Origin of the sequence: Mesorhizobium sp. J8, assembly GCF_016591715.1 — a bacterium.
In the GTDB taxonomy this organism is placed as follows: domain Bacteria; phylum Pseudomonadota; class Alphaproteobacteria; order Rhizobiales; family Rhizobiaceae; genus Mesorhizobium.
In genome coordinates, this window is sequence record NZ_AP024109.1 from 3,209,200 (window position 1) to 3,231,553 (window position 22,354).

Annotated in this window: 32 protein-coding genes; 19 read left to right on the forward strand and 13 right to left on the reverse strand. The window is 63.0% G+C overall.

Translation table 11 applies throughout. The features are described 5' to 3' along the window. The first annotated feature begins 16 nt into the window (after nucleotides 1–16). Genes MJ8_RS15240 through MJ8_RS15250 form a run of 3 tightly spaced genes read left to right on the forward strand, consistent with a single transcriptional unit; the run spans nucleotide 17 to nucleotide 4,913 of the window. Complete coding sequence (locus MJ8_RS15240; RefSeq protein ID WP_201415124.1) at nucleotides 17–3,256, forward strand: DUF4815 domain-containing protein; 3,240 nt, start codon at nucleotides 17–19, stop codon at nucleotides 3,254–3,256. Nucleotides 3,257–3,273: 17 nt separating this feature from the next. Beyond that, nucleotides 3,274–4,620, forward strand: coding sequence for a hypothetical protein (locus tag MJ8_RS15245; protein ID WP_201415125.1), 1,347 nt, complete (start codon nucleotides 3,274–3,276; stop codon nucleotides 4,618–4,620). Beyond that, nucleotides 4,620–4,913 (forward strand): hypothetical protein, encoded by a 294-nt coding sequence (locus tag MJ8_RS15250; protein WP_201415126.1) that lies wholly within the window; start codon nucleotides 4,620–4,622, stop codon nucleotides 4,911–4,913. The genes MJ8_RS15245 and MJ8_RS15250 overlap by 1 nt, the downstream gene beginning before the upstream one ends. On the opposite strand, the gene MJ8_RS15255 is transcribed toward MJ8_RS15250, so the two are convergent. Continuing rightward, on the reverse strand, nucleotides 4,910–5,665 hold the full coding sequence (locus MJ8_RS15255; protein ID WP_201415127.1) for a methyltransferase domain-containing protein: 756 nt from the start codon (nucleotides 5,663–5,665) through the stop codon (nucleotides 4,910–4,912). The two genes, MJ8_RS15250 and MJ8_RS15255, sit on opposite strands and share 4 nt — an antisense overlap. Before the next feature lie 115 nt (nucleotides 5,666–5,780). On the opposite strand from MJ8_RS15255, the gene MJ8_RS15260 reads away from it, so the two are divergent. The 4 genes from MJ8_RS15260 (at nucleotide 5,781) to MJ8_RS15275 (ending at nucleotide 10,340) form a co-directional block, all read left to right on the forward strand. Continuing rightward, nucleotides 5,781–7,313: a phage tail protein gene (locus MJ8_RS15260; protein WP_201415128.1), complete on the forward strand. Its 1,533-nt coding sequence runs from the start codon at nucleotides 5,781–5,783 to the stop codon at nucleotides 7,311–7,313. A gap of 140 nt (nucleotides 7,314–7,453) precedes the next feature. Then, nucleotides 7,454–7,987: a phage major tail tube protein gene (locus MJ8_RS15265; RefSeq protein WP_201415129.1), complete on the forward strand. Its 534-nt coding sequence runs from the start codon at nucleotides 7,454–7,456 to the stop codon at nucleotides 7,985–7,987. After that, nucleotides 7,987–8,388, forward strand: coding sequence for a phage tail assembly protein (locus tag MJ8_RS15270; RefSeq protein WP_210345622.1), 402 nt, complete (start codon nucleotides 7,987–7,989; stop codon nucleotides 8,386–8,388). Before MJ8_RS15265 ends, MJ8_RS15270 begins: the two co-directional genes overlap by 1 nt. Continuing rightward, on the forward strand, nucleotides 8,388–10,340 hold the full coding sequence (locus MJ8_RS15275; RefSeq protein WP_201415131.1) for a phage tail tape measure protein: 1,953 nt from the start codon (nucleotides 8,388–8,390) through the stop codon (nucleotides 10,338–10,340). Before MJ8_RS15270 ends, MJ8_RS15275 begins: the two co-directional genes overlap by 1 nt. 7 nt (nucleotides 10,341–10,347) lie before the next feature. On the opposite strand, the gene MJ8_RS15280 is transcribed toward MJ8_RS15275, so the two are convergent. After that, nucleotides 10,348–10,590, reverse strand: coding sequence for a hypothetical protein (locus MJ8_RS15280; protein WP_201415132.1), 243 nt, complete (start codon nucleotides 10,588–10,590; stop codon nucleotides 10,348–10,350). Nucleotides 10,591–10,729: 139 nt separating this feature from the next. Here MJ8_RS15280 and MJ8_RS15285 point away from each other — a divergent pair, with 139 nt between their 5' ends. From MJ8_RS15285 to MJ8_RS15300, 4 genes are all read left to right on the forward strand, one after another. Continuing rightward, complete coding sequence (locus tag MJ8_RS15285) at nucleotides 10,730–11,149, forward strand: phage tail protein (RefSeq protein ID WP_201415133.1); 420 nt, start codon at nucleotides 10,730–10,732, stop codon at nucleotides 11,147–11,149. Between the two features lie 74 nt (nucleotides 11,150–11,223). After that, nucleotides 11,224–11,613 carry a response regulator gene (locus MJ8_RS15290; RefSeq protein WP_201415134.1) on the forward strand — a complete coding sequence of 130 codons (390 nt, stop codon included), beginning with the start codon at nucleotides 11,224–11,226 and terminating at the stop codon, nucleotides 11,611–11,613. 24 nt (nucleotides 11,614–11,637) lie between these two features. Beyond that, the gene (locus MJ8_RS15295) at nucleotides 11,638–11,868 is read left to right on the forward strand and encodes a tail protein X (protein WP_201415135.1); all 231 of its coding nucleotides are present in this window, start codon (nucleotides 11,638–11,640) and stop codon (nucleotides 11,866–11,868) included. Further along, nucleotides 11,865–12,881 carry a phage late control D family protein gene (locus tag MJ8_RS15300; RefSeq protein WP_201415136.1) on the forward strand — a complete coding sequence of 339 codons (1,017 nt, stop codon included), beginning with the start codon at nucleotides 11,865–11,867 and terminating at the stop codon, nucleotides 12,879–12,881. Before MJ8_RS15295 ends, MJ8_RS15300 begins: the two co-directional genes overlap by 4 nt. On the opposite strand, the gene MJ8_RS15305 is transcribed toward MJ8_RS15300, so the two are convergent. Further along, the gene (locus tag MJ8_RS15305; protein ID WP_201415137.1) at nucleotides 12,878–13,153 is read right to left on the reverse strand and encodes a hypothetical protein; all 276 of its coding nucleotides are present in this window, start codon (nucleotides 13,151–13,153) and stop codon (nucleotides 12,878–12,880) included. The genes MJ8_RS15300 and MJ8_RS15305 overlap by 4 nt on opposite strands. Before the next feature lie 42 nt (nucleotides 13,154–13,195). Between MJ8_RS15305 and MJ8_RS15310 the strand changes: the two genes are divergently transcribed. From MJ8_RS15310 to MJ8_RS15320, 3 genes are all read left to right on the forward strand, one after another. Continuing rightward, a complete protein-coding gene (locus MJ8_RS15310) occupies nucleotides 13,196–14,044 on the forward strand; it encodes a glycoside hydrolase family 108 protein (protein ID WP_201415138.1) in 849 nt (282 codons plus the stop codon). A gap of 110 nt (nucleotides 14,045–14,154) precedes the next feature. Next, complete coding sequence (locus MJ8_RS15315) at nucleotides 14,155–14,448, forward strand: hypothetical protein (protein WP_201415139.1); 294 nt, start codon at nucleotides 14,155–14,157, stop codon at nucleotides 14,446–14,448. Between the two features lie 171 nt (nucleotides 14,449–14,619). Beyond that, nucleotides 14,620–14,985: a hypothetical protein gene (locus MJ8_RS15320; protein ID WP_201415140.1), complete on the forward strand. Its 366-nt coding sequence runs from the start codon at nucleotides 14,620–14,622 to the stop codon at nucleotides 14,983–14,985. A gap of 379 nt (nucleotides 14,986–15,364) precedes the next feature. On the opposite strand, the gene MJ8_RS15325 is transcribed toward MJ8_RS15320, so the two are convergent. Then, on the reverse strand, nucleotides 15,365–15,721 hold the full coding sequence (locus tag MJ8_RS15325) for a hypothetical protein (protein ID WP_201415651.1): 357 nt from the start codon (nucleotides 15,719–15,721) through the stop codon (nucleotides 15,365–15,367). Here MJ8_RS15325 and MJ8_RS15330 point away from each other — a divergent pair. After that, nucleotides 15,642–15,845 (forward strand): KTSC domain-containing protein, encoded by a 204-nt coding sequence (locus MJ8_RS15330; RefSeq protein WP_201415141.1) that lies wholly within the window; start codon nucleotides 15,642–15,644, stop codon nucleotides 15,843–15,845. The two genes, MJ8_RS15325 and MJ8_RS15330, sit on opposite strands and share 80 nt — an antisense overlap. Nucleotides 15,846–16,020: 175 nt before the next feature. Here MJ8_RS15330 and MJ8_RS15335 read toward each other — a convergent pair whose 3' ends face one another. After that, nucleotides 16,021–16,206 carry a DUF3606 domain-containing protein gene (locus MJ8_RS15335; RefSeq protein WP_201415142.1) on the reverse strand — a complete coding sequence of 62 codons (186 nt, stop codon included), beginning with the start codon at nucleotides 16,204–16,206 and terminating at the stop codon, nucleotides 16,021–16,023. A 127-nt stretch (nucleotides 16,207–16,333) separates the two neighbouring features. On the opposite strand from MJ8_RS15335, the gene MJ8_RS15340 reads away from it, so the two are divergent. Further along, a complete protein-coding gene (locus MJ8_RS15340; RefSeq protein WP_201415143.1) occupies nucleotides 16,334–17,203 on the forward strand; it encodes an RNA ligase family protein in 870 nt (289 codons plus the stop codon). Here MJ8_RS15340 and MJ8_RS15345 read toward each other — a convergent pair. Beyond that, nucleotides 17,178–17,411, reverse strand: a complete 234-nt coding sequence (locus MJ8_RS15345; RefSeq protein ID WP_201415144.1) for a hypothetical protein — start codon at nucleotides 17,409–17,411, stop codon at nucleotides 17,178–17,180. The two genes, MJ8_RS15340 and MJ8_RS15345, sit on opposite strands and share 26 nt — an antisense overlap. An 87-nt stretch (nucleotides 17,412–17,498) precedes the next feature. On the opposite strand from MJ8_RS15345, the gene MJ8_RS15350 reads away from it, so the two are divergent. Next, a complete protein-coding gene (locus MJ8_RS15350; RefSeq protein WP_201415145.1) occupies nucleotides 17,499–17,723 on the forward strand; it encodes a hypothetical protein in 225 nt (74 codons plus the stop codon). Between the two features lie 2 nt (nucleotides 17,724–17,725). On the opposite strand, the gene MJ8_RS15355 is transcribed toward MJ8_RS15350, so the two are convergent. From MJ8_RS15355 to MJ8_RS15380, 6 genes are all read right to left on the reverse strand, one after another. Beyond that, nucleotides 17,726–17,977 (reverse strand): hypothetical protein, encoded by a 252-nt coding sequence (locus tag MJ8_RS15355; protein WP_201415146.1) that lies wholly within the window; start codon nucleotides 17,975–17,977, stop codon nucleotides 17,726–17,728. Between the two features lie 13 nt (nucleotides 17,978–17,990). Further along, nucleotides 17,991–18,164, reverse strand: coding sequence for a hypothetical protein (locus tag MJ8_RS15360; protein WP_201415147.1), 174 nt, complete (start codon nucleotides 18,162–18,164; stop codon nucleotides 17,991–17,993). A 12-nt stretch (nucleotides 18,165–18,176) separates the two neighbouring features. Continuing rightward, nucleotides 18,177–18,881, reverse strand: a complete 705-nt coding sequence (locus MJ8_RS15365; RefSeq protein WP_201415148.1) for an SOS response-associated peptidase — start codon at nucleotides 18,879–18,881, stop codon at nucleotides 18,177–18,179. A gap of 2 nt (nucleotides 18,882–18,883) precedes the next feature. After that, nucleotides 18,884–19,264 carry a hypothetical protein gene (locus tag MJ8_RS15370; protein WP_201415149.1) on the reverse strand — a complete coding sequence of 127 codons (381 nt, stop codon included), beginning with the start codon at nucleotides 19,262–19,264 and terminating at the stop codon, nucleotides 18,884–18,886. Next, nucleotides 19,264–19,551 (reverse strand): hypothetical protein, encoded by a 288-nt coding sequence (locus MJ8_RS15375; protein WP_201415150.1) that lies wholly within the window; start codon nucleotides 19,549–19,551, stop codon nucleotides 19,264–19,266. The genes MJ8_RS15370 and MJ8_RS15375 overlap by 1 nt, the downstream gene beginning before the upstream one ends. 176 nt (nucleotides 19,552–19,727) lie before the next feature. Continuing rightward, a complete protein-coding gene (locus MJ8_RS15380; protein ID WP_201415151.1) occupies nucleotides 19,728–20,291 on the reverse strand; it encodes a dienelactone hydrolase family protein in 564 nt (187 codons plus the stop codon). A gap of 76 nt (nucleotides 20,292–20,367) precedes the next feature. Between MJ8_RS15380 and MJ8_RS15385 the strand changes: the two genes are divergently transcribed. Together MJ8_RS15385 and MJ8_RS15390 are read left to right on the forward strand one after the other, a co-directional pair. Further along, entirely contained in the window at nucleotides 20,368–20,688 is a 321-nt protein-coding gene (locus MJ8_RS15385) for a hypothetical protein (RefSeq protein WP_201415152.1), read from the forward strand. Further along, the gene (locus MJ8_RS15390; protein ID WP_201415153.1) at nucleotides 20,685–20,966 is read left to right on the forward strand and encodes a hypothetical protein; all 282 of its coding nucleotides are present in this window, start codon (nucleotides 20,685–20,687) and stop codon (nucleotides 20,964–20,966) included. Before MJ8_RS15385 ends, MJ8_RS15390 begins: the two co-directional genes overlap by 4 nt. A 237-nt stretch (nucleotides 20,967–21,203) precedes the next feature. Here MJ8_RS15390 and MJ8_RS15395 read toward each other — a convergent pair whose 3' ends face one another. Next, the gene (locus MJ8_RS15395; protein ID WP_201415154.1) at nucleotides 21,204–22,136 is read right to left on the reverse strand and encodes a lysylphosphatidylglycerol synthase transmembrane domain-containing protein; all 933 of its coding nucleotides are present in this window, start codon (nucleotides 22,134–22,136) and stop codon (nucleotides 21,204–21,206) included. Between the last annotated feature and the right edge of the window lie 218 nt (nucleotides 22,137–22,354).

Genomic DNA, 22,354 nt, shown 5'->3' on the forward strand with positions numbered 1-22,354 from the left:
TGAAAACAGAGGCAAAATGGCTTACGAGCACAAATCGGGACTGTCCGGCGCCTATGACCGGTCGGTCGCCTTCCCGCTGTGGGACGGCGTTCTGAACCGCGCCGGCCGGCTTGGCCAAGCGGCCGAGCTGTTCGAGGCGCAACAGATCCTGCAGCGGAAGATCCGCTCGATCGGCAACCTGGTCGCGCGCGACGGCGACCGCGTCGAGGGCGCCGACATCATCATCGACGCCGAGGCCGAGACCGTTACGCTGACGGTCGGCCGGCTCTACATCAACGGCCGCGTGCTCGACGCGCCCGCGGCCGTGCTGACCAGTGTTCCCATGGCCGGCGCGGTGCATATCGGCGTCCGGCTGGTCGAGACCTATGTGACCGAACTGGATGAGCCGGCCCTCTACGGCCTCACGCCCGGCGCGCTGTCCGAAGGCGAGGCGGGTGCCGCCCGCGTCGTCCAGACGCTGACCTGGGGCTTTTCCGGCGACGCCGGCGAGGGCGACCTCTATTCGGTCTATCTGCTCAAGGACGGCGTCGCCATCGACCAGACGCCGCCGCCGAACCTGACCGGCATCAACGCGCAGCTTGCGGTCTATGACTTCGACGCCAACGGCAACTACATCGTCACGGGCTGCGCTGTTTCCGCCCTTGGCAAGGACGGCACCGACCAGGTGTTTTCCATCGCGGAGGGTGTCGCCAACATCAAGGGCCAGAAGCGCACCCGCTACGCGGCGCTGCGGCATCGCGAACTGGAAACCTTCGACCTGTTCCGCATCCCGACCGAGGTGCACACGTTCGGCGCCAACCCGACCGTTGTGACCCTCAACCACGGGCCGATCGCCACTATCCGCGAAGTCCTGGTCGAGAAGGAAGTCACCGAGACCGTCGTGCGCGGCGGCACCGTGAACGGGTCCGATGCGCTGGTCAACACGGGCGTCACGGCGATCCTCGAAGTCAAGCTTGGCGGCACGACCTACGCGTCGCCTGCGGACTACGTGAAGGCCGGCGACCTTGTGTCGTGGGCGCCCGGTGGCGCGGAACCGGCCGCCGGCAACGGCTACACCGTCAAATATCGCTATCTCGGCATCGTCTCCCCGACCGACATCACCGCGACAAGCATCACCGTCGCCGGCGGCGTCAACGGCGGGCAAATCCAGGTCGACTATGACTTCAAGCTGCCGCGCGTCGACATCCTCGGCATGGATAGCGACGGCAATTCGGTCTATCTGAAGGGCGTTTCCAGCCGCACCAATGCGCTGCCGCCGACCGTTCCCGCCGACGTGCTGCCGCTGGCGCTCATCGAGAACAACTGGACCGGCACGCCGGACGTCACAGACATCGGTGTCCGCGCCTACACGATGGCGAAGATCGACCGGATGTATAACAGCCTGGTCGACGCGCTGGACCTGATCGCGCTCGAGCGTCTGCAGCGCGACATCGACAGCCGCGAGCCGATCTCGAAGAACGGGGTCTTCGTCGATCCCTTCACCTCGGACCGCTATCGCGACGAGGGCGAACCGCAGACTGCCGCCGTGTTCGGCGGGCTCTTGCGGCTGGCGATCGACCCGACCTTCCACCCGATCAACCTGCCGGGCGTCACGCTGCTCAACTGGACGGAAGAGGTCGCGGTCGAGCAGGCGCTAGCCACCCGCTGCACGAAGATCAATCCCTACCAGAACTTCGAGCCGCTGCCAGCGTCGATGACGATCAACCCGCCGGTGGATTACTGGACCGAGACCGCCACCGAATGGGCGTCGGACAGCGCCGCCGCGCTCTCCTCGCCGGTCGTCATCACCACGTCGAGGTCGACCAGCGGCCGCACCACGACCACCACCACCACGACGCAAAGGGAAACGATCCAGAGCTCGACGCGCGAAGAGGCCTTGGCCTATCTGCGGCAGATCTCGCTGCAGTTCACGATCAAGGGCTTCGGCGCCGGCGAAAACCTGACCAAGCTCGATTTCGACGGCATCGACGTCAACCCCGGCGGCCTTTCCGCCGATGGCGCCGGCCAGATCGTCGGCAACTTCATGATCCCGGCCAATGTCCCGGCTGGCTCGAAGGGCGTCGTCGCCGAAGGCCAGGGCGGATCGAAGGCCGCCGCGATCTTCGTAGGCCAGGGCACGATCGACATCGAGACGCTTCGCCGCGTCATCACCACGACGGTGCAGTCGACATCCGTCACGGCGCCGCGCGAGACGGGAGGAAACGCCGGCCCTGCTCACACCGGCGGCATGGGTCTTGATCCGCTGGCGCAGACCTTCACCCTGGTCGAAGGACGGCATCTCGCGGGGGTCAACCTGAAGGTCTGCCAGGTGGGCGATCCGGACAACGCGCTGCTGATCGAGATCGTCGAGGTCGAGAACGGCATCCCGACGGTGAACGTCGTCGCGCAGGCCTTCTACGACATGCACGACGTGGTTATCGGCCAGTGGACGGAAGTCCGGTTCCCCTATCCGATCTGGGTGCCGGCGGGCGTCGAACACGCCTTCGTCGTGAAGACGAATGATGCCAACCACTCGATCATGACCGCCAAGCTCGGCGACTTCGACGCCGATCTTCAGCAGCCGGTCGCAGCGCAGCCCTATTCGGTCGGCGTCATGCTGTCGTCTTCGAACGCGCAGACCTGGACGCCTCACCAGGACGAGGACATCTGCTTCCAGTTGATCGCCGCCAAGTTCGCGCCGGCGACCAAGACGGTCAATGTCGGCACCTTCGCGGCCGCGAACATGAGCGACCTCTTGATCCGCGCCGAGGTCGAACTGCCGACCGCGGCGGCCGAGATGCATTTCGAGGTCGAACTCGACGACGGTTCCGTCACGCTGCTCAACCCGGGCCAGGCGTGGGAGCTGCAGACCTTCTATACCGGCAATGTGCAGGTGCGGGCGGTGCTCGCGGGCTCGACGAAAGTCTCGCCCGTGGTGTTCCCGGTGATCCTGGCGATCGAGGGTGAACTGCAGACGACCGGGACCTATGTGACGCGCGCCTTCACGATGGGCACCGGCGTCGACATCCTGTCCTACCTGAAGACGAAGATCCCGACCGGCGCCACTATTCTCCTGCATGCCGACGCGGCTAACGACGCCTGGTCGGCGATGGCGCAGGTGACGCAGACGCCGCTTCAGGACGCCGGCTGGATCGAGCGCAAATACAATGTCTTCGGCTTCAACGCCAATCCGGTCGGCCGCATCAGGATCACGCTCACCGGCACGCCGGCGGCGCGGCCGATGGCCTATGACTTCCGGGCGATCTCGACGCCTTAACCTCGAATAGGACCGCCATGCCCGTTGAAAACACGACGCCGAACCGGGGCTACCAGCTTCCGTTCGGCAGCAACAACCTCGAGGACGATGTCCTGCGGCTGATCGCGGCCCTGTCCGCGATCGACGTCGATGTCGCCGGACTGCTGGTCTCGGTCGCCCAGCGCGCGCTGCTGGTCCACAGCCACGTCATCGCCGACACGACCGGGCTGCAGGCGGCTCTCGACGCAAAGCAGGACGAGAGCGAGAAGGGCAACGCCAACGGCTACGCATCGCTCGGCGCCGACGGCAAGGTGCCGGCCGCCCAACTGCCGTCGACGCTCTTCGGCTCGCTCAACTATCAGGGCGATTGGAACGCCAACACCAACAGCCCGACCATCCCGGCAGCCGCGGCCGGAAACAAGGGCTGGTACTACATGGTGTCGGTCGCCGGCGCAGCGAGCGTCGGCGGCATCACCGACTGGAAGGTCGGCGACTGGGCGGTCTCGGACGGCACGAAGTGGGTCAAGATCGACAACACCGATGCCGTCGCTTCGGTGGCTGGCCTGACCGGCGCGATCACGGCGGCGGCGCTGAAGACCGCGCTCGCGATCGCAGTCGCCGACCTCACCGATGCATCGGCAAACGGGCGCTCGCTGATTTCCGCGGCGAACTATGCCGCGATGAAGACGCTGCTCGGCATCACGGCGGCGGATATCACCAACGCGTCGGCCAATGGACGCTCTCTGATTACCGCAGCCGACTACGCAGCGATGCGGACCCTACTTGGCCTGGTGATTGGCACGAACGTCGCCGCCATTGCCAGCCCAGCCTTCACCGGAACGCCGACTGCACCGACGCCGGCGGCGGGCGACAACTCAACCAAGATTGCCACGACGGCGTTTGTGGCCGGTCAGTCGGGTATCGCATCCGCAACGGTCCAAGCCGCGAGTGGCACGGCTATCACTTTCACCGGCATCCCTGCCGGCGTGAAAGAGATCACCATCATGGCCAGGGGTATCAGCTTTGCCGCTGCCGGGAGCTTGAAGATGCGTGTCGGGCCGGCTGCCGGTCTCGTCACCACCGGCTACGAAGGTGGCTACGGATTGTTCCAAAGCGCGTCGAACGCATTTGCAGTAACAGATGCGATGTTTGCTGGTCAGACAAATAACTCTGGCGATAGCGTCATGTGCTTTGGCAAGCTGTTCTTGATGGACGCCGTCAACAACGTATGGGGCTGGTCTGCAACGGGTTACTCCCCTGGCAGAAATGCTTTCGTCCTAGCCAGCGCTATCGCCCTCAGCGGACCGCTTTCGCAAATCAGCTTTTTTGAATCTGCTGGCAGCTCGTTCGACGCAGGCACGCTCAACATCGCATGGAGCAAGTGATGGCCGAAGAAACCATCGTCGACGTTATGACCGGCGAGGTCACGGTTAATCCTGATTGGGTCATGGAAAACGCAGGTCCGCCCTACCGACCGACCGTGCTGAAATCGACCGTACAGGCCCGCATTATCACCGCTGGCAAGATGGATGAGGCCTATGCCATGCTCACCGCGAACCCGGTCTATTTCGCGCGGTGGTTCGCGCCTGATCATCCTGTTGTCTACTGCGATGATCCCGATGCGGTTGGTTTGGTCGACGCGCTGAACCTCGACCCGGCAGAAATCCTCGCTCCTTAGGCGCGGCGATAAATCTTGGCTGGCTTCCTGATCGCCTTGTGCAGCATGCGGCTGAAAGTCATCGGGTATTTCTTCTGCATGAATCGCTCATAGGCCTCGACCCATTTGCCATGCCGCTCCGGCGCGATTTGCGATGGAGGGTTCTCGCCGGCAAACAGCGAAACTATCTTTTGCAGCCGACCATGGAATGCATCGAGCTCTGGCCCCGAAAGCTTCGGCTTGCGAGCCACAACGGCGCTGTCGCGCCAGAAATTTTCGGGATTTGCGACCGCAATTTTATCTGTCTCGAAGTAGCACTCGACCAATTCCATGCCTGTGAGCGCGCAGAGAGCACCCCACGAGTCGGGATAGAACCGCCAGCAGTCGACTGGATAGCGGTGAACATGTCCGGCGCCCGGCGCGATTATCAGGGCAAGGCCGCCAGGCTTCGTCACGCGGGCGATCTCGGCAAACGTGACCCAGAAGAACGGGTTGTGCTCGAAGGTGGATGCTGAGATGCAGATATCGAAAGAGCTATCCGCAATTTCGGGCCAAATGAACGTGTTTGATGGCACGATATCGACATTGTTGCCTGGTTCGATGTCCAGACCGATGTAGGAGAACCGGGGCGCAGGAAAGAGAGGTTTGTAGGTGTCTTGTGCGTCGTAGGACTTTGAGCCGATCTCCAAAACACGCACGATTTCCGACTGCGCAAATTCTTCGCCGTAAACGTCCAGAAATACTTTAGCCTTCACTAAAGAGGTCTCGTGCATCGCAGTCTCCAAATAATGGTGCTGCTCAATACCTGAAACCGAAGAACAACCCAAGAGGCCCGCGCTCAGCGGGCTTTTTTATGCCCGCATTTCTCAACCCACAGGAGAGACAGTCATGACCGACCCCGTCTTCGGGATCACCATCCGTCGCGACGCCAACGAGGCGGCCGTGCCGTCGAACGCGCTGATGAGCGTCGTCGGCATCTGCATGCCTTTCGCCAAGGCGGCTACGGCAACCCAGGAAGCCTTCGACGCGGCGTTTCCAGTGGGCGTCCCGGTCCGCATGAACTCCAACGACACGACCAGGCTGGCGCTCTGCGACCCCGATTCGCTCTTCGTTGACGCCGTCGAGGGGATCAACGCGCAGCTCGGCCCCTATCAGGTCGCCGCGCAGCTCGTGGTCAACCGCGTCGCCCAGGGCGCCGACATCGCGGCAACCATCGCCAACATCGTCGGTTCGTCCGTCAACGGCACCGGCATCAACGCCTTCGTCAATGCCGGCGCCGATCTCGGCGTCTATCCGCGCCTGATCCTGACGCCCGGCTACACGACCCAGCAGTTCGGCGCGCTCACCGGCCTGGCGCTCACCACCCAGGGCACAAACATGACGGCCGCGCCGGATGTCGCCTTCACCGGCGGCGGCACCGACCCCAACAAGGTCCTGCCGACCGCGCATGCCGTGATGGGCACCGGCCCCAATGCGCAGAAGGTGGCGTCGCTGGTCATCGACAGCCCCGGCGCCTATCTCTCGGCGCCGCTCAACGTGACCTTCTCCGGCGGCGGCGCCGACGCCGGCAAGGTGCTGCCGACCGCGACCGCGACGGTCGAGGAGCTCGCCAATGCCGTCTGCGCGGCGTTGCCCGAGGTGCTGAACAAGATCCTCGCGGTCGCAATTGTCGACGGGCCGAACGGGCTCACCGCCTTCACCCAGTGGCGCGAGACGCTGTCGTCCGATCGTCTGATCCCGGTCACGCCCGGCATCAAGCGCATCGACAAGGATGGTGATGTCGTCACCAGGCCGGCAGCGCCGCGCATCGCCGGCGTCGCCGTGCGCCGCGACTATGAGAATGACGGCCGGCCGTTCCGCTCCTGGGCCAACCAGGCGCTTTACGGCATCGTCGGCCCCGAGCAGAACTATCGCTTCTCGCTCACCGATGGCTCGACCGAGGGGCAGGAAATCCTCGCCGCGCAAGGCGGCATCATCGTGCGCGGCGACAGCGGCGACGACTTCGCCATCGCCGATGGCGGCTTCGTCTATATCGGCACCGACAATCTGTCGGACCAGACGATCTGGCAGCAGTATCACAAGGTGCGCGGCCGCGACTTCATCGAGCTCACCTGCCTGCGGACGCTCCGCCAGTTCCTTGGCAAGTTCAACCTGACGACCCAGACCATCCAGGCGATAGTCAACACCGTGCATGACATCCTCGCCAAGGCGGAAGCCAATGGCGACATCCTCGGCTTCAAATGCCGCTTCGATCCGGAACTCAACAACGCCCAGGATCTGCGCGCCGGCCACATCTATATCGATGCGCAATTCGAGGAAGCGCCGGTGTTCCGCCGCCTGACCATGACCAGCCGGCCCTACGCGCCCGCCCTGCAGGCGACGATCGACGAGCTTTTGGCACGCCAAAATCTGGTTTCTTGATGCCTCACGCCGCGCACCGGCGGCTTTGCCGCCTGCGGCTCCGGCGGGGCGGGCAAAGATGCCCGGCGGCCGGTCGGCCTTGCGGCCCTTTCGGGCCGAAGTGCGCCAATCATCCTCACCTCTCAGAAGGACCCTAAACCATGGCCGAGAAACTTCTGCTGCTCGAACAGGTCAACCTCTTCGTCGGCGACCAGAACCCGGAAGATTCGAACCACATCAAGCTGCAATCGCTGGGCTTGCCCACGCTGGAGCAGGTGACCGTCGCTCATCTCGGCGGCGGCGCGCCCGGCGAGGTGGAATGGGGCATGAATGCCATCAAGGCGCTCCAGCCGACCTTCAAGCTCGCCGGCTTTGCCGAGTCGAGCTACCGCGCCATGGGCGTCGGCACCAACCAGCCGCTGAACTTCACCGGCTACGGCGTCTTGAAGAACAAGCAGACCGGCGACTCCTTCCAGGCGAAGACCATCATTCGCGGCATCGTCAGCCGCATCGCGCCGGACGCCTTCGATCGCTCCTCGGCCTTCGGCCATGATCACCAGATCGGCGAGGTGACCCACTACGAGCTTTCGGTCGACAACGAGGAATGGTTCTACTGGGACTACTTCACGACCCGGCGCCGGCAGTTCGGCGTCGACGAGCTGACCAAGGCCCGCGTCCTGCTGGGCATTGAATGATGGCAAGCAGTGCAAAGATGGGCAGGAACGCGATAGAGGACTTCATGACGGGCGCCGACGAAGCGCCCGTCGCGGCCGCCGAGCCGACGGCGGAAGCCGTTGCCGAGGAGGAAGCCGCCCTCGAGCTCACCGATGCCGATTACCGCTATCTGACCCTGCGGCGCCCCATCGCGCGCGGCAGCGAGAAGATCGCGCGGATCAGGATGCGGCCGGCCGTGCTCGAGGATATCGACGACTGGTCGAATGCCGAGATCAGCAACCGCGAGCTTCTGGCGCGGCTCTGCGAGGTCTCCCCCGCCGTGCTGAAGAAACTCGCCTGGGACGACGCTGAAGCCTTGATGGAGATCTTCCACCAGGTCGTGCCCGAGTTCGTGTTCGTCACGCCAAAGGATGATGCCTGATGGCAAGGATGACGGCAGAGCTGGTCGTGAGCCTGCTCGATCGAGCATCGGGCAGGGCCCAGACGATCAGGCGAAATCTGACCGCTCTCCAGCGTGCGGAACGCGACGTCTACCTCGCGCGAAACAATATGCGTCTGACGCGCACGCAGGTGGCCGAGGAGCGGTTGATGGCTGTGCAGGATGCCGAACGGCAGAAGCGGCTGGCGCAATGGGCGACCTTCGGCAAAGTAGCCGGCGTTGCCACCGCCGCTGCCGGTTATGTCGCGATCCGCACCGCGCGCGACTATGCGCAGCTCGAGCGCACGATCGGCCGCATCATCATCAATGCCGACAAGCCGGCGACGGCGATCAAGCCCACGATCGCCGTGCTGCAGGAGCTCGCCGACAAGTCGAAGATGCCGTTCGACAATGTCGTGCGGGGGCTTGAGACGCTTATTGCTTCCGGCCGGTCGCTTGAGGACGGCCTGGCATTCCTGCCGACGGTCGCACGCACCGCGCAGGCATCCGGCGCCGAGATTTCCGATATCGCGCTGACGGCCGATGCTCTCTCCAATTCGCTTGGCATCACCGCTGACAAGATGCAGGAGGCCTTCGATATCCTCGCCGCCGAAGGCAAGGCCGGCAAATTCGAGCTGCGGGACATGGCGGCGGAACTGCCGGCAATCACGCCCGCTTTCGCCGCGCTCGGCTACAAGGGCACGGAAGGCCTGAAGCAGCTTGCCGCGATGCTGGAGATCGTGCGCAACCAGACAGGATCCTCGTCGGAGGCGGCGACCAACTTCTCCAACATCCTTCAGAAGGCCTATGGCAACGAGGTCGCCAAGAACTTCAAGAAGTATCACATCGATATCCGCCGCGAGATGGACCAGACGCGGAAGGAGGGCGGCAACGTCATCATGACGCTGGTCGAAGTGACGCAGAAAGCCCTCAAGGGCGACCTGTCGAAGCTGCCGCTGATCTTCACCGACATCCAGATGCTGCAAGGCATGCGGGCGCTGCTCACGCAATTGCCGGAATTGGAGCAGCACCTTGCGGGGCTCAAAAATGTCTCCGGCACCGTTGCCAAGGACTTTGCCCAGATCACCGGAGATTCCGAAGGCAACTGGCAGCAGTTGATCAACAACATCCAGAAGACGGTGACCGCGCTCGGCGACCTGTCCGGCAGGGCGCTCAATCCGGCGCTGGAGAAGATGAACAGCCGCCTGTCCGACATGATGGCGCTCGACAAGGGCTATGAGGCCTTGCGCGGCAGCGGCCGCGATCCGGTGGCCTATGCCGCCGAATTCAAGGAACGCTTCAATAAGCAGCATCCTGAACTGGGCATGTTCGATCGCTTCACCGGCGCCTCGGCCGAGAAGGCATTTCGCGATGCCCTGGCGCAGCTCGGCCGCGGTGAGATCAAGAGCGTCTTCGACGCCCTGCAGACGAAGATCCTCGAGGATCGCCAGACGCGCGAGCCCAACACCGGCATGCCGGCGTCCTCGACGCCGGTTCCGACGCCGCGGCCCAAGAGCTGGGCGGAGATGACGCCTGCCGAGCGGCAGTACCAGGTCTACGCGCAAGGCAGGCATGCGCCGGCGAGGGGAGGTCAGGCCTATGTGCCGCCCGCGCCGGGCAATCCCGGCATCGGCCCGAACGTCGCCGGCTTCGACGCCGACGAATTCGAGCGCCGGCTGCAGTCCGGCGGCGCCGACGCTGGCAGCAAGATCGCCGAAGGCGGCACGCAGGCCGGCCTGAACGCCGCGCAGACCTTCACGTCCGGCGTCGCCGGGGCTGGATCGTCTTTCGGCAGAAGCGCCGCGGCGGCCTTCATCGCCGGCGTCAGCGGCTTCCTGAAATCCGCGACCGCCGATCTGTCGCGACCGATCGGCTCGCTTGGCGGAAAGACGACCGGCCAGCAAGTGCAGGCCGACACGCGCGGACAGGCCATCGATTTCGGAGGGCCGCGATAGGTCTTGCTCACGCGCCGTACCGCCGCTTCGCGGCTGGCGCTTGGTCGTCGTCATAAGACTTCCACCAAGTGCCGCGCAGGATGCTGGCGATATCCCGCTCCACTTTAGGACGACGCATCCGGTGGGGATCGAGCAAAGGCTCTGTCTCGATCAGCAGCCGGCGAGAGCGTTCGATACAGTCTGTCGATTTGGCGATCAGGATGCTGTCCTGATCAGGATACAGCGCGCGACGGGGACTCTTGGGAGACATAGCGTGGCTCCGGTCTTATGCAGACGGGAGCGCCAGATCGCTGTCTCTCAGCCGCCGATGTCCGTTGGGTCGTTACCGGCGATAGTGGTCAACATACAGGAACCCGATGCGGTTGCCTAGCCTTTGGGGGATCATGCTTATGCTCATGAAAATCGGCCTGGTCGAGTGCGATCTCGCCTTTAACATCGATACGCATGGCCGTGAAACGACGCACGACTATGCGGAAAAACCGGTGATCGGCGCGATGCCGCCCCTCGAGGATGTCGGCGTCGGGTATGAGACGCTCACCGTCTCCGGCCGCCTGATCCCTTCGAAGCTTGGCGGCCTGGGTACGTTGAACATCCTGCGCAATGCTCAAGCTTCCGGCACGCCGCAACTGGTCACCCGTGGCGACGGCAGCGTGTTCGGCTTCTACGTCGTGCAGTCGGTCAATGACGAGCACACCTTCCTTGGTGTGGACGGCGTAGGCCAGATCGTCGACATCACCGTCAAGATGCAGAAATCGGCGGCGCCGGCCGCATCGGACTTCTTCGCTTCGCTGTTCTCGCTGCTCGCCTGAAATGCGGAAAAAAACGATTACGTGGAACCAGAATGATGCCGGGAGCGTAGTAGGCCAAATGAGGGTTGGGATTCATGGACGGCGGCACGATTCTGGTCGTTGAAGACGAAACCCTCATCCTTATGGATATTGAAGCGGCACTGGAGGAGGCTGGCTTTGCCGTGAGGGGCGTGACCAGCGCCGAAAGTGCCTTGACTGCATTCGACGCGGAACCCGATACGTTCAAGGCTCTGGTTACCGACATTCGCCTAGGGCCGGGAAAATCGGGTTGGGATTTGGCTCGCGAAATTCGGGCCACGAAGCCTGCTCTACCGGTAATCTACATCAGCGGCGACAGTGACGTGCATTGGCCTTCCGAAGGCGTTCCCAATAGCGTCATGATCTCGAAACCGTTCTTCATGCCGCAAATCACGATCGCCCTGGCCACCCTGCTCAACGATCAGCACCCCCGCGGCAACGCTTAGCCGCAAGCAATCTGGACTCCGAACATGACAGAAACGGTCACCGTGAAGTCGGAAGGCATGACGCTGTCCGCTCTTCTGGCGCGGCACTATCGCAAGGCCTACCCCGGCATGGTGGCGAAGACGTTCGCGCTCAACCAAGACCTCGCCGGGTCCGGCCCGTATCTGCCGGTCGGCCGGGTCGTCACGGTGATGACGCCGGCGGAAATGCAGGCGGAGGGCGCCGCGGCCATGCCGGTGGTTGATCTCTTCTTATGAGAAAGGGCCACTTCCGAGTGGTCGTCGGCGGGCAGGACGTCACCTCCCGCTTCGTGCCGCTGCTGATCTCGCTGACCATCACCAAGTCGAGCACGGAGGCGACGCAATCGGCCTCCTTCACGCTGGACGACAAGGACGCCACGGTGCGGTTTCCCAAGACCGGCACACCCGTGTCGATCGAACTCGGCTGGCAGGGCGGCGCGATGCGGACCTTCGAGGGCGAAGTCGACACCTGCGACTGGTCGACCGACAGAGGATCCGGCAGCGTCCTTTCCATCACCGCGCGTTCGGCGAGCCTCAAGGGCAAGGTCAAGCAACCGGCCGACCGGCACAGGGAAAAGACGACGCTCGGCCGGGTGCTGCAGGACGCCGCGCAAGATGCAGGCCTGTCGATCAAGGTGCATCCGTCACTGGCCAGCCGGCAGTTGGAGTACGAGGCGCAGGACAATGAGAGCTTCCTTGCCTTCGCCGACCGCCTGGCGCGCGAGCATGGCGCAACCTTCGCCATCAAGGGCACGCAGGCGGGCTTTGTCCCCCGCAATGCCGGTGTTTCGGCGACCGGCCAGCCGCTGCCGACGATTCGGATCACCCGCGGCATGGTGATATCGGCGAGCGGCCTGACGCCGGTGACGGACCGGCCGCGCTTCAAGAAGAAGAAGGGCCGCTGGTACGACTTGCATAGGGCGAAGCAGGTCATCGAAGAGGTCGAGACCGGCGACGATGTCGAGCCGGAAGACGTGTTGCGCTTCATGGAGCCGGACGAGACGTCGGCGAAGACCCGCGCCGATTCCGATCGCGTCGACGGCGCGCGGTCGAAGGGCTCGGGCTCGGTCACCATCGAAGGCGAGCCGACCGCCGAGCCGGAAGGCACGGCCATCATAGACCTGCGTGCCGGCGTCGACGGCAGCTACACCATCGCCTCGATCGCCGACACGCTCGACCGCGGCAGCGGCTACACCACGCAGATCTCGCTCGGCAACCCGCAGGGCTCGGCCGGGGCGGACAGCCGCTAGCTCGAAAGCAGTTTCACCATCGTCAGGCGCATGCGCGCCAGTCTTCGTGCCGCGCCATAGAATGCCTCCCGCTCGGCTTCGAGCAGGAATTCAAGCGTCATCATGTCGAGCAGGAATTCATCCACGGCTTGAGGCAGTTCGTGCGACTTGCCTTTGATTTCAGCAAGCAGCCCGCGCGCCTGCGCGACCAGGTTGGCGCTGCCGGCATCGATCAGCTGCTCGAGCTTGCTGAAGTGATCCAAATCTGAAGTCCCCCCTGCCGCGGCCTTCAATTGCCGACGAGCCGGAAAGTTCCCAAGCGAAAGGAAAAATCGATGACCGCATCCCGCGAGCAGGAATCGCTCGCCCGCGTGCTCGCGCATGAGGGCGGCTACAGCAATCATCCGGCCGACCCGGGCGGCGTCACCATGAAAGGCGTGACCCAGCGTGTCTATGACGCCTATCGCAAGAGCAACGGGCTGGCGCCCCGCTCGGTGAAAAGCATCACCAGCCAGGAACTCTTCGAAATCTACGACCGCCAGTATTGGGACGCCGTGAAGGGCGACCAGTTGCCGGCCGGCGTCGACTATGTCGTTGTCGATGGCGCGGTGAACTCGGGCCCGAAGCAGTCGATCATCTGGCTGCAGCGCGCGCTCGGCTCGCTCTACAGGGGCCGGATCGATGGCGTCATCGGTCTCGGCACCATCGCCGCTGTGCAGGCCTGCAACGACCATGACGCCCTCATCGACCGCATCTGCGACCAGCGGCTCGCCTTTCTGCAGCATTTGAAGACCTGGAAGGACTTCGGCCGCGGCTGGTCGGCGCGCGTCGCGGAAGTGCGCATCATCGGCCAAGCCTGGGCGACCGGTGCTGTGCCGCAGTCGGCGAACTTCGTTGACGGCGGTCAGGCCAAGGCCTTCGTCGAGGATGCCACGACTGCCCCCTCGACCGCGCCGGCCGACGCGGCCGCCGGCGGCGGGGTCGCCGTCATCGGCCTTTCGGGCACGCTGGCCGAGCTGCAGAGCCAGCTTTCGCCGTTCACCTACACCAGCGAGTGGATCGGCAAGATCGTCGTCATCCTCGCTTTGGTCAGTGCGGTCATGGCGATCGGCGGCCTTGCATATGGCTGGTACGCCCGCCGCAAGGCCGCGCGTCTTGCAAACGCCATCGGCGCGGTGGGCTGACCCATGGAGAACCTGAAGGCCGTTCTCACCCCGATCATCGATCGAGGCCTGCGCATCGTCGGCGCCGTAAGCCTGGCAGTCATCGCCGGGTTCCTCGTCTGGTGGCTCCTATGAGCTTCCTAATCACCTTCATCGTCGGCCGCCTTGGCATCTCGCGTTTTCTCGCCGGCATCATCGCCTGGGCGGCAATCGTCGCCATCGCTTCCGGCGCAGCGCTCGGGGCCTATCAACTCATCAAGCACAAGGGCGCCGACGAGCTGCGCGCCAGGATCGAGAAGGAGAACCAGCATGCGATTGAGAAGGGCGTCGATGCCCGCTTGTCTTTTGACGACTGCATTGATGCTGGCGGCGTGTACGACTTCCGGCGTCAGCGGTGCGCCAGCCCTGCGCTCGGCCATCGGTAACAGCCTCGCCGGGGCACAAGGCAAGACGCTGGCGGACCAGAACAGGATCGACAGGACGATGGCGCCGGCGTGCGCCATCGGTCTCTACACGCCGGCCGAATGCGACCGGCACACCAAGGCAAGCGCGGCTCGCCGCGGCGAACTGAACCAGCCGGGATGAGGACAGGCCGGATGACGGACTTCAATTCGAACGTCGTGTTCCTGATCGCCGTCATCGGCGCCGTCGGCGGACTATGGTGGCGCATCGAGGCCGCGATCAAGACGGCGCGCGACGAGGTGAGAAAAGACGCCCGCGACGCCCATGTCAGGGCGGACACAGCGATGGCCTCGATAGCGCTGCTCACCGAGCAGCTTGCCGCGCACAAGCTGCATGTTGCCGAGACCTACATCACCAAGGCCGGCCTAAGAGAGTTCCGCGACGAGGTGATGACAGGCGTGCGCGACCTGAAGGGGAGCGTGTCCACCTTGCACGAACGGATGGATCGCTTCATCGAAGGCGACAAGATGACCAGGCGGCGATCATCAACAGGTTCGTAGGACGCGCTCGTCAGCTCCGGCTGGCGGGTTTATGGTGGGCTTGACAACCTTGGGTCGCATGGGCGAGCTTGTCACGTTTCTGTGATCAAAGGGGGTGACCTATGAAGAAATCTTATCGAAAGCCCGTCCTTGTCCGGAAGGGGAAGCTTTCGGCCATTGTTGCAGGTCCTTCGGTGCCGATCTCGGATTGAGCCGGCTCAAGTTACTGGAATGTGAAAGCCCGCTGGCTCCGGTCGGTGGGCTTTTTTGTTGGAACAAGTCCGCAAGGAGAAGGTTCGGTCGCCGCGACGCATATCCTCCCCAGCGTTTCACGTCGTCGCGTCGGGTTTGAAATTTTCCCCGACATGAGCCCGCATCGCTCCCCTCGGTGCGGGCTCTTCTATTGCCGCCCTTGCAATTCCGCAATCAGCGCCTCGAGGGCTTTGATGTCCGCTGCATAGGATGCGGCCTGCGCAGGATACCGCTCCATCTGCTGGCGATAGAAGCGGATCCAACTCGGCAAATCGTCGATCGGGAACGTTCCCCGCCAGACGCCTTTCTCGAGCGTGAATGTGCCTGCCGCCGAATCATAGGTCGCTGTGGTCTTCATGGAGGGGGTTATAGGTTCGCATTCCTGAAACGAAAGCCGCGCCCCTGCGTTGCCAAGCAGGTGCGCCATGCCATCAACATCGATCAGGAAAACAGAATACGACGCGGCCAGCAGGATCCTCTCCGTCTGGTTCGTGGCCAGCGGCAAGCGCTACGACTTCGAGGACGTGCCGCCGGAGACTTACGCGGCGTTCCGGTCGGCATTTGTCAAAGGTCGCTATTTCAACGACCATATTCGGAATCGCTTCCGGTATCGCCGCGTTCCGGACTAGCTGAGCTCAAGCGGCTCATGCTCCGGTTGGAACTGGTGCCACATAACCTGTCGAATGTCTTTGAGGTCGACGGTTTGGCCGCAGGTTTCGCAGCGATAGAAATGTGAAATCTCCTTGGCCCCGGGCGGGCAGTGGACCGTCACCCGCTTCGGAGGGCCGAGATCGGAAAGCCGCGTCATGCGCCAAACTTCCTGGCTTCCCGCTCCAGCGTCTCGCGGTCGTTGCCGTGCTTCTTGATCAACTCGCGCACCTGCTGGACGGTCAGGCCGACCTTCTGAGCGAAATATTCCACCTCATAGTCGTCATTAGCCGAAACTCGGTCGCGGTCGCGAAAATCCCGCTTGGTCTTGTCGTCTGCCATGTTGCAACTCCGTGTCCGTGTCCTTTTGAACAGCGGCAACACGGGATTGTTCCCATTAGTGACTGCTAACGGAACTGAAACGACCCTGCGCTATTGAATCGAACTTGAGTGATGCGTTGGGGTTGCCATGCGTAAGCCGGTCCGGCTGTCCTTTATCCGCCCGATGGAGCCGGAATTGGTCGAGCAGCCGCCCAAGGGTGACGAATGGAGCCACGAGGTAAAGTTCGACGGCTATAGAACGCAGCTCATCAAGGACGATGATGGAATCCGGCTTTTCACAAAGTCGGGCATCGACTGGACCGCCAAATACAAGCCGATTGCCGAGGAAGCCGAAGGCCTGAAAGCTGACAGCTTCATCATCGAGGGCGAGATGATCGTCACGAATGAAGCCGGCCTGTCGGACTTCCATGCGCTCCGATCAGCCATCACCAGGCGCCCGCAAGACCTCTATCTCGTCGCCTTCGACCTCTTGCACCTCAAAGGCCACGATTTGAGAGACATGGCGCTGAAGGACCGCAGGGAGGTCTTGCAGGCGCTCATCCCCGCCGGCGGTCATATCCAGTTCTCCGAAGCTCTGCCTGGCACTGGCGATGCCGTCTACCATCTGGCTTGCGAGGCGAACCTGGAGGGCATGGTCTCGAAGCGCCTCGATAGCGTCTACCGCTCCGGTACGACCATGCAGTGGCGCAAGATCAAATGCTTCGACGAGAAGGTGATGGAGATCATCGGCGTGCAGCGCGAGCGCGGCAAGCCGGCCATGGTGCTGATGGCCGACAAGGGCCGCTACATGGGCGGCGCCTTCGTAACCTTCAAGGCCGACAAGCGGCAGCGGCTGTGGGACCAAGTGCAGGGCAAGGTCGGCGCCCCGCCGCCAAAGGGCCTGAAAAAAGAAAAGGCGGAGTGGCTCCAGCCGGGGCTGTCGGGCAGGGTGCGGTTTCTGAAGGGCGAAGAGCAGCTTCGCCACGCGATGCTCAAGGATTTCTGGGAGGAGAAGTGAATGCCTCGGCCACGAGATCGCCGCATCTGGACCTCATGCCCGGCCCACGCTCGACGCGACCGTCGGCACGGAATGTCTCCACAACCAAATCAGGTTTGCAACTTGCCAGTTCACCGAACCAAAAAGGACCGGGAAAATTGCTGGCACCGATCGGACCGACGATCTCACCGTCAGCCGTGATGTAAAATTTCCCTACCTGAAGTTTCATCTTAGTCGCCTAGCTTTGGCAGATGGCCTCGCCTCAAGAGCGGTATTGCTAGATACTACGCCTTCCGAACGGACATGGAAGCACAAGATGGCAGTCGCGAAAAAGGACCAGGAGCGCATTGGCTACGCCTGGATGTACGGCCAGCAGGCGCGCAAGGACGGCAAGGAGCGTGCCGTACCGGACTATTGGACCGAGCATGCGGAGGCCTGGCTGCAGGGTTTTGACGGCGTGCCGCTAGGCAGCGAGCCTAAGCCGGTGAGCGAGACGTTGGAAGCCGAGCTCGACGAAGGTGCGGTCAATAAGCCTCGCTGATCTCACGAACGGCGCGGTCTGGCCGCCCGGATCATTGCACGCGCAATCGCGAGCTCTGCCTCGACCTTGGCATTTTCCTTTTGCGTCATGTTGTCGGCGGCGATCAGACGGCGCAACGAGCTCATTACCTCACCGCGCGTCCATCCTGCTTCGAGCATACAGTCAACGATCGCTTGGAAGCCGGGCTCCATGGCTTCCTGGCAGTCGATTTCGCGGTCCGGATAGGCAGCGGCTCGTCTGGGCGGGTTGATCACCGGAACTTCTCGCTCACTGGTTTTGGCGCCGTTTGAGCGCGTCTATCTGGTCCTGCAACTGGCCATTGAGCACGATCATTTCCTTCAACGCCTTCATCGTATCGCCCTTGTGCAGGGAGACGAACCTGTCGGCGACTTTCTGCAACGCTGCTTCCTGGCGGCTGTCCAGGGTGATGATCTGATCCATGGCGCTTCTCCTTCAGAACAAGGAACCCTGCGACGGCGGCTGAGCCGGACGCTTGATTTGCGTGGCAGGTTTCTCGACGATCACCAGCGCGTCTTCCGGCGCCGTGCGCTGCAGCTTTTTCGCTTCCGACCATGGCGCGGTGAGCCACAATTCAGTTTCCTCCGGCGTGGTCAGGATCACCGGCATTGCCTTCTCGTGGATCGGTGCGATCAGAGCGTTGGGCCTGGTCGTCAGGAAGCCATAGATCTCGTGATCGCCCGGGCCTTCCTTCACCTTGCGCACGCCATGCCAGGGCGTCCACAGGCCGGCGAAGAAGAACAGCGGCCGATCCTCGCTGAGCGCGAACCAGAAGTTCTTCTGAACGCCGGTCTCGGGGTCCTTGTCGCCCGGTGTCGGCGAGGGCTCGGCAAAACTCGTCACCGGCACCACGCAGCGGTTCTCGATGCCGAGATAGGGCTGCCAATGGGCATACTGCGGATTGCGGATGTTGGTGGTACCGGAATCGGCGTTGCCGCGAATCCGCTCCTGCGGCGTCGGCATGCCCCATCGCAGCCTGGCGAGCTCGCGGCTGCCGTCGGCGGCGTTGCGAACCACCGGAGCAAATTGGTTGGGATAGATATCGATCGACGGCTCGAGATTGCCAGCGATGTCGCGGAGCGCCCGCGTCCACTGGCGGATCGCCTCCTGGCTGGTCGTGATGTTGTAGAGGTTACACATGCCTAACTCCGCAGGGCTTCGGGCACGCTGAGCGGTCCCATTTTCAAAATTCGCTCGTAGGCGCCCTGGCGACGCCAGACACCGCGAGCGCGCCCGTTCTCCCTGTCTCGCTTCGGATCGAACATGATGCCGCCGAAGTGGTCAAGGAACGCCGCCGCGGCTTCGCGATCGGCAAAGCAGTGCAGCCGCCATTGCTCCTGTTTGCCGTCTTCCCAGATTGCGATCACCGCTCGAGTCCGGCAGATCAAGGCTCGTTCGCGCAGAAAGCGTGTGATGAGCGTGTAGTTGCTATCGGTGCAGATGTCGTCGGGCAGGGCGACCTGATGCGGCATGTCACGGTCGATCACCGAAGGCGGCGGAATGCTGCGGCTGCGCCTCACCATCAGTGCTGCTTCTGTCGCGCCTTTACTCGGAACGCTTCCCTCAGAGTGATTTCCGCCTGATCGCGGATGGCCTCGGCGAGGGACAGCTGCAGCTCCAAGTCTTCCGGGTAGACGGCCATCACCCAGGATGCCATCAGATCCGCAATCGCCATCTTTTGGCTGATGTCAGACAGGCCGCGCAGCTGCTTGGTCATCTTGTGGCAGGCACGCGTGATGTCAGGCAGTTCGCGTTTGATGGTCGCGAAGATTTCAGGTTGCTCAGCTTCGGTTGCACGCAGAGGCTTCATGGCGGTGTCTCCATTTTGCCCACAGTGAACAAAATGAGAACACTGGAGTCAAGAGGCCCCTGATCATGCATGCCGGAACAGCCTGGAAAATGGCCAGGAGGTCGGGTTTGGACGGAACGGCGGGTCGCTTTAACGCGATCGGCCGATCGGCAGCCTCGTTGCTCCAAGGTCAACGGTCAGGCTGCTTCTTGCAGAAAAGCCAGCACCCGCCACCAGGCGAGGTCGGTCGCGGCCGGATCGTAGTCGGGAAGTCCATCATCAGTGAAGAAATGACCGAGGCTGGGATATGTGAAGACCCGGGCTTTGAAGCCGGCTTTCGCTGCGCGGCCGCGCCACGCCGCGACCTCGTCCGGCGTCGCGAAGGGATCAGGATCCGCGACATGCACCGACACGGCAAATCCCGGCCCCACGTTTGCGGGAATATCGGCCTGACCGTGTAAGAGTGCGACCCCTTTGGACGCCGCTCTTTCAGGCCAGACCTCGCTGATAACGCCGGCGCCCATGGAATGGCCCACCATCACAGCCGTCTCTGGTATTCCGGCGATCGCTTCCCTTGCTCGACTGCAGATCGTTTGCCACCCGATCTTGGCCATCAACGCCAGGCCCTCAGCCACGGATGATGCTGTTTCGCCGCTATAGAGGTCCGGCGTAATAACCTGATGGCCGGCGCCGCGCATCCGCTCGGCCGCCTTGCGCTCCACTGCCCGTAATCCAAGAGAGGAGTGAAAGAGCACGATCATGGGTTCCTCCGGGATGCGGCAAAAAGATTGCACACGCCGGCTTGACGATCAAGGAATTTGTTCCTTTTCTGTTCTCATGCCCGAGCCCTACAGCCCGAAATATCGCGACTTTCCGCTGTCCAATCTGATCGACAGTCTGCGCCTGGTCCGCGTGCGTTGCCGCTACTGCAAGCGCCTGCACAACTACCAGCCTGCGGACCTGATCCAGATCTTCGGCGATGTCGACGTCGATTCCCTCGCCGACCGCATGGCATGCGAGGCCGGCGGCCGCGACCACGGCCGGCTCGATGTCGAAGCCTTCGTGCCGACCGGCCGCGAAGCCGTCGGCCTACGCATCCGCCGCCTTGTGGCGATCAAGATCAACCACGTGCCGGTATGGAAGGAGGATCCTGCATGAAAATGAACGAGGCGCTCACCAAGCTGCTTACCGATGAACCCGGATCAGTATCGATCAAGGCGGGGATTGCAGTATTGCGGGCGCTTGGGGCCGACGCTCCGGAAGGCGAACTGCAGTCGATCGTGGGAACGTTTGCGGCGGAGCGGGGCAGGGCCGTGAGGTTCGATCGCACCGCGACCAAAGAGGCTGATGCGGCTCCTCCGAGCGCGACAAAAGCGATGCGAAAGCGGTCTAAAAAGTTAGACACTTCCAACCCTAACCGCTTGATATCCGACTGAGCGTTAGACAGGGGATATTGCGCTAAGTGCTTGAAATTTAACGGATAGAGGAGGAGTCAGAGTCCGTGGGTCTACCGTTAACCTATTCCCCAGCAGGCGCGATTGGTATCGCGCGAAGCGGGCGGCTCATTTGCCGCGAGCGCTGCCTTGTAGCCGCCATCGGAAAATAGTCAAGCCCGCAACTGAGTTCAATCGCAGCCTTTTTGACGAAGCCGCCTGCAGGCTGCTCGGAGGCCCTCAGCTTTCGCCTTTGCTGTACTGCGAATGCTCGAAATAAAGCACCACGCCAAGGCCGATCAGCAGCGGGATGATGAGATAGAACAGGCGGAACACCAGAAGCGCCGCAAGCACGCCGACCGGGTCCATGTCGGAAAGGCCGGTGAGGAAGACGACCTCGAACACGCCGAGCGCGCCCGGCGCATGCGACAGCAGCCCGATCGAGAACGACACGATGAACACGCCCAGCACGACGAAATAGCCGGGATTTCCGGCATCGGGGAGGGCAAAGTAGATGATCGCCGCAGCTCCCAGCAGCTCGACCGGCCCGACCAGCAACTGTCGCGCCACGATCGGCAGCGCCGGATAGTGGAGCTGGAAGCCGCCTATCTTCAAGGGTCTCAGCCCAAGCCAGCTGCCGAACGCATAGGCGCCGACGAGGATAAGCATCGCGAGCCCCGCGGCAAAGGCGGCGCCATGGTGCGGCGCGCCGGTGAAGCGGTCGATGATCTGCGGCTCGAACAGCAGAACGAGGCCGCCGAGGAAGACGCTGGACAGGATGAAGGTGAACCAGCAGATCGCCACCAGCACGCCGACCTCCTGGCCGGTCAATCCCCGCGTGGCGTAGGCGCGATAGCGGATCACCGCGCCGGAAAACACCGAGCCGCCGATATTGTGCGACACCGCGTAGGTGGTGAAGGAGCACAGCGTGACGAACAGCCACGATACTTTCTTGCCGATATGCAGCAGCGCTATGTGGTCGTAGCCGGCGAGCGAGGCATAGGCGACGACCGAGCTCAGCGCCGCCAGCACCCAATCGCGCGGCGGGATGGCGGCGATGCCGGCCCATACATCGTCGAGCGAGATGCCGCGCAGTTCGTGGATGAGCAGCCACAGCGAGAACGCCACCGCCGCGATGCCTATGACCGGCCAGAAATAGCGCCTCCAATTCATGGCGTCGTCATCATGCGTTGCAGCTCATTGATTTGATGTTGCCCAACCCCTTCGAACCCGCATTTGAGACATGCCTGATTGAAGCCGGCTATTCAACCGGCAAGACATTGCCCCAACGTGACGCTGGCAAATGTGACGTTAGCGAAATTCGGCCACGCGCTCTTGGTGATTGCGAACGGCGCTGCTACTCTGCCCTCAACTTGAAACAAATCGAGGTG

Bases quoted from the DNA above. Each gene is read 5' to 3' on its own strand.
- MJ8_RS15240 (WP_201415124.1), top strand. From the start codon at position 17: ATGGCTTACGAGCACAAATCGGGACTGTCCGGCGCCTATGACCGGTCG.
- MJ8_RS15245 (WP_201415125.1), top strand. From the start codon at position 3,274: ATGCCCGTTGAAAACACGACGCCGAACCGGGGCTACCAGCTTCCGTTC.
- MJ8_RS15250 (WP_201415126.1), top strand. From the start codon at position 4,620: ATGGCCGAAGAAACCATCGTCGACGTTATGACCGGCGAGGTCACGGTT.
- MJ8_RS15255 (WP_201415127.1), bottom strand. From the start codon at position 5,665: ATGCACGAGACCTCTTTAGTGAAGGCTAAAGTATTTCTGGACGTTTAC.
- MJ8_RS15260 (WP_201415128.1), top strand. From the start codon at position 5,781: ATGACCGACCCCGTCTTCGGGATCACCATCCGTCGCGACGCCAACGAG.
- MJ8_RS15265 (WP_201415129.1), top strand. From the start codon at position 7,454: ATGGCCGAGAAACTTCTGCTGCTCGAACAGGTCAACCTCTTCGTCGGC.
- MJ8_RS15270 (WP_210345622.1), top strand. From the start codon at position 7,987: ATGGCAAGCAGTGCAAAGATGGGCAGGAACGCGATAGAGGACTTCATG.
- MJ8_RS15275 (WP_201415131.1), top strand. From the start codon at position 8,388: ATGGCAAGGATGACGGCAGAGCTGGTCGTGAGCCTGCTCGATCGAGCA.
- MJ8_RS15280 (WP_201415132.1), bottom strand. From the start codon at position 10,590: ATGTCTCCCAAGAGTCCCCGTCGCGCGCTGTATCCTGATCAGGACAGC.
- MJ8_RS15285 (WP_201415133.1), top strand. From the start codon at position 10,730: ATGCTCATGAAAATCGGCCTGGTCGAGTGCGATCTCGCCTTTAACATC.
- MJ8_RS15290 (WP_201415134.1), top strand. From the start codon at position 11,224: ATGGACGGCGGCACGATTCTGGTCGTTGAAGACGAAACCCTCATCCTT.
- MJ8_RS15295 (WP_201415135.1), top strand. From the start codon at position 11,638: ATGACAGAAACGGTCACCGTGAAGTCGGAAGGCATGACGCTGTCCGCT.
- MJ8_RS15300 (WP_201415136.1), top strand. From the start codon at position 11,865: ATGAGAAAGGGCCACTTCCGAGTGGTCGTCGGCGGGCAGGACGTCACC.
- MJ8_RS15310 (WP_201415138.1), top strand. From the start codon at position 13,196: ATGACCGCATCCCGCGAGCAGGAATCGCTCGCCCGCGTGCTCGCGCAT.
- MJ8_RS15315 (WP_201415139.1), top strand. From the start codon at position 14,155: ATGAGCTTCCTAATCACCTTCATCGTCGGCCGCCTTGGCATCTCGCGT.
- MJ8_RS15320 (WP_201415140.1), top strand. From the start codon at position 14,620: ATGACGGACTTCAATTCGAACGTCGTGTTCCTGATCGCCGTCATCGGC.
- MJ8_RS15330 (WP_201415141.1), top strand. From the start codon at position 15,642: ATGCCATCAACATCGATCAGGAAAACAGAATACGACGCGGCCAGCAGG.
- MJ8_RS15335 (WP_201415142.1), bottom strand. From the start codon at position 16,206: ATGGCAGACGACAAGACCAAGCGGGATTTTCGCGACCGCGACCGAGTT.
- MJ8_RS15340 (WP_201415143.1), top strand. From the start codon at position 16,334: ATGCGTAAGCCGGTCCGGCTGTCCTTTATCCGCCCGATGGAGCCGGAA.
- MJ8_RS15345 (WP_201415144.1), bottom strand. From the start codon at position 17,411: ATGAAACTTCAGGTAGGGAAATTTTACATCACGGCTGACGGTGAGATC.
- MJ8_RS15350 (WP_201415145.1), top strand. From the start codon at position 17,499: ATGGCAGTCGCGAAAAAGGACCAGGAGCGCATTGGCTACGCCTGGATG.
- MJ8_RS15360 (WP_201415147.1), bottom strand. From the start codon at position 18,164: ATGGATCAGATCATCACCCTGGACAGCCGCCAGGAAGCAGCGTTGCAG.
- MJ8_RS15365 (WP_201415148.1), bottom strand. From the start codon at position 18,881: ATGTGTAACCTCTACAACATCACGACCAGCCAGGAGGCGATCCGCCAG.
- MJ8_RS15370 (WP_201415149.1), bottom strand. From the start codon at position 19,264: ATGGTGAGGCGCAGCCGCAGCATTCCGCCGCCTTCGGTGATCGACCGT.
- MJ8_RS15375 (WP_201415150.1), bottom strand. From the start codon at position 19,551: ATGAAGCCTCTGCGTGCAACCGAAGCTGAGCAACCTGAAATCTTCGCG.
- MJ8_RS15380 (WP_201415151.1), bottom strand. From the start codon at position 20,291: ATGATCGTGCTCTTTCACTCCTCTCTTGGATTACGGGCAGTGGAGCGC.
- MJ8_RS15385 (WP_201415152.1), top strand. From the start codon at position 20,368: ATGCCCGAGCCCTACAGCCCGAAATATCGCGACTTTCCGCTGTCCAAT.
- MJ8_RS15390 (WP_201415153.1), top strand. From the start codon at position 20,685: ATGAAAATGAACGAGGCGCTCACCAAGCTGCTTACCGATGAACCCGGA.
- MJ8_RS15395 (WP_201415154.1), bottom strand. From the start codon at position 22,136: ATGAATTGGAGGCGCTATTTCTGGCCGGTCATAGGCATCGCGGCGGTG.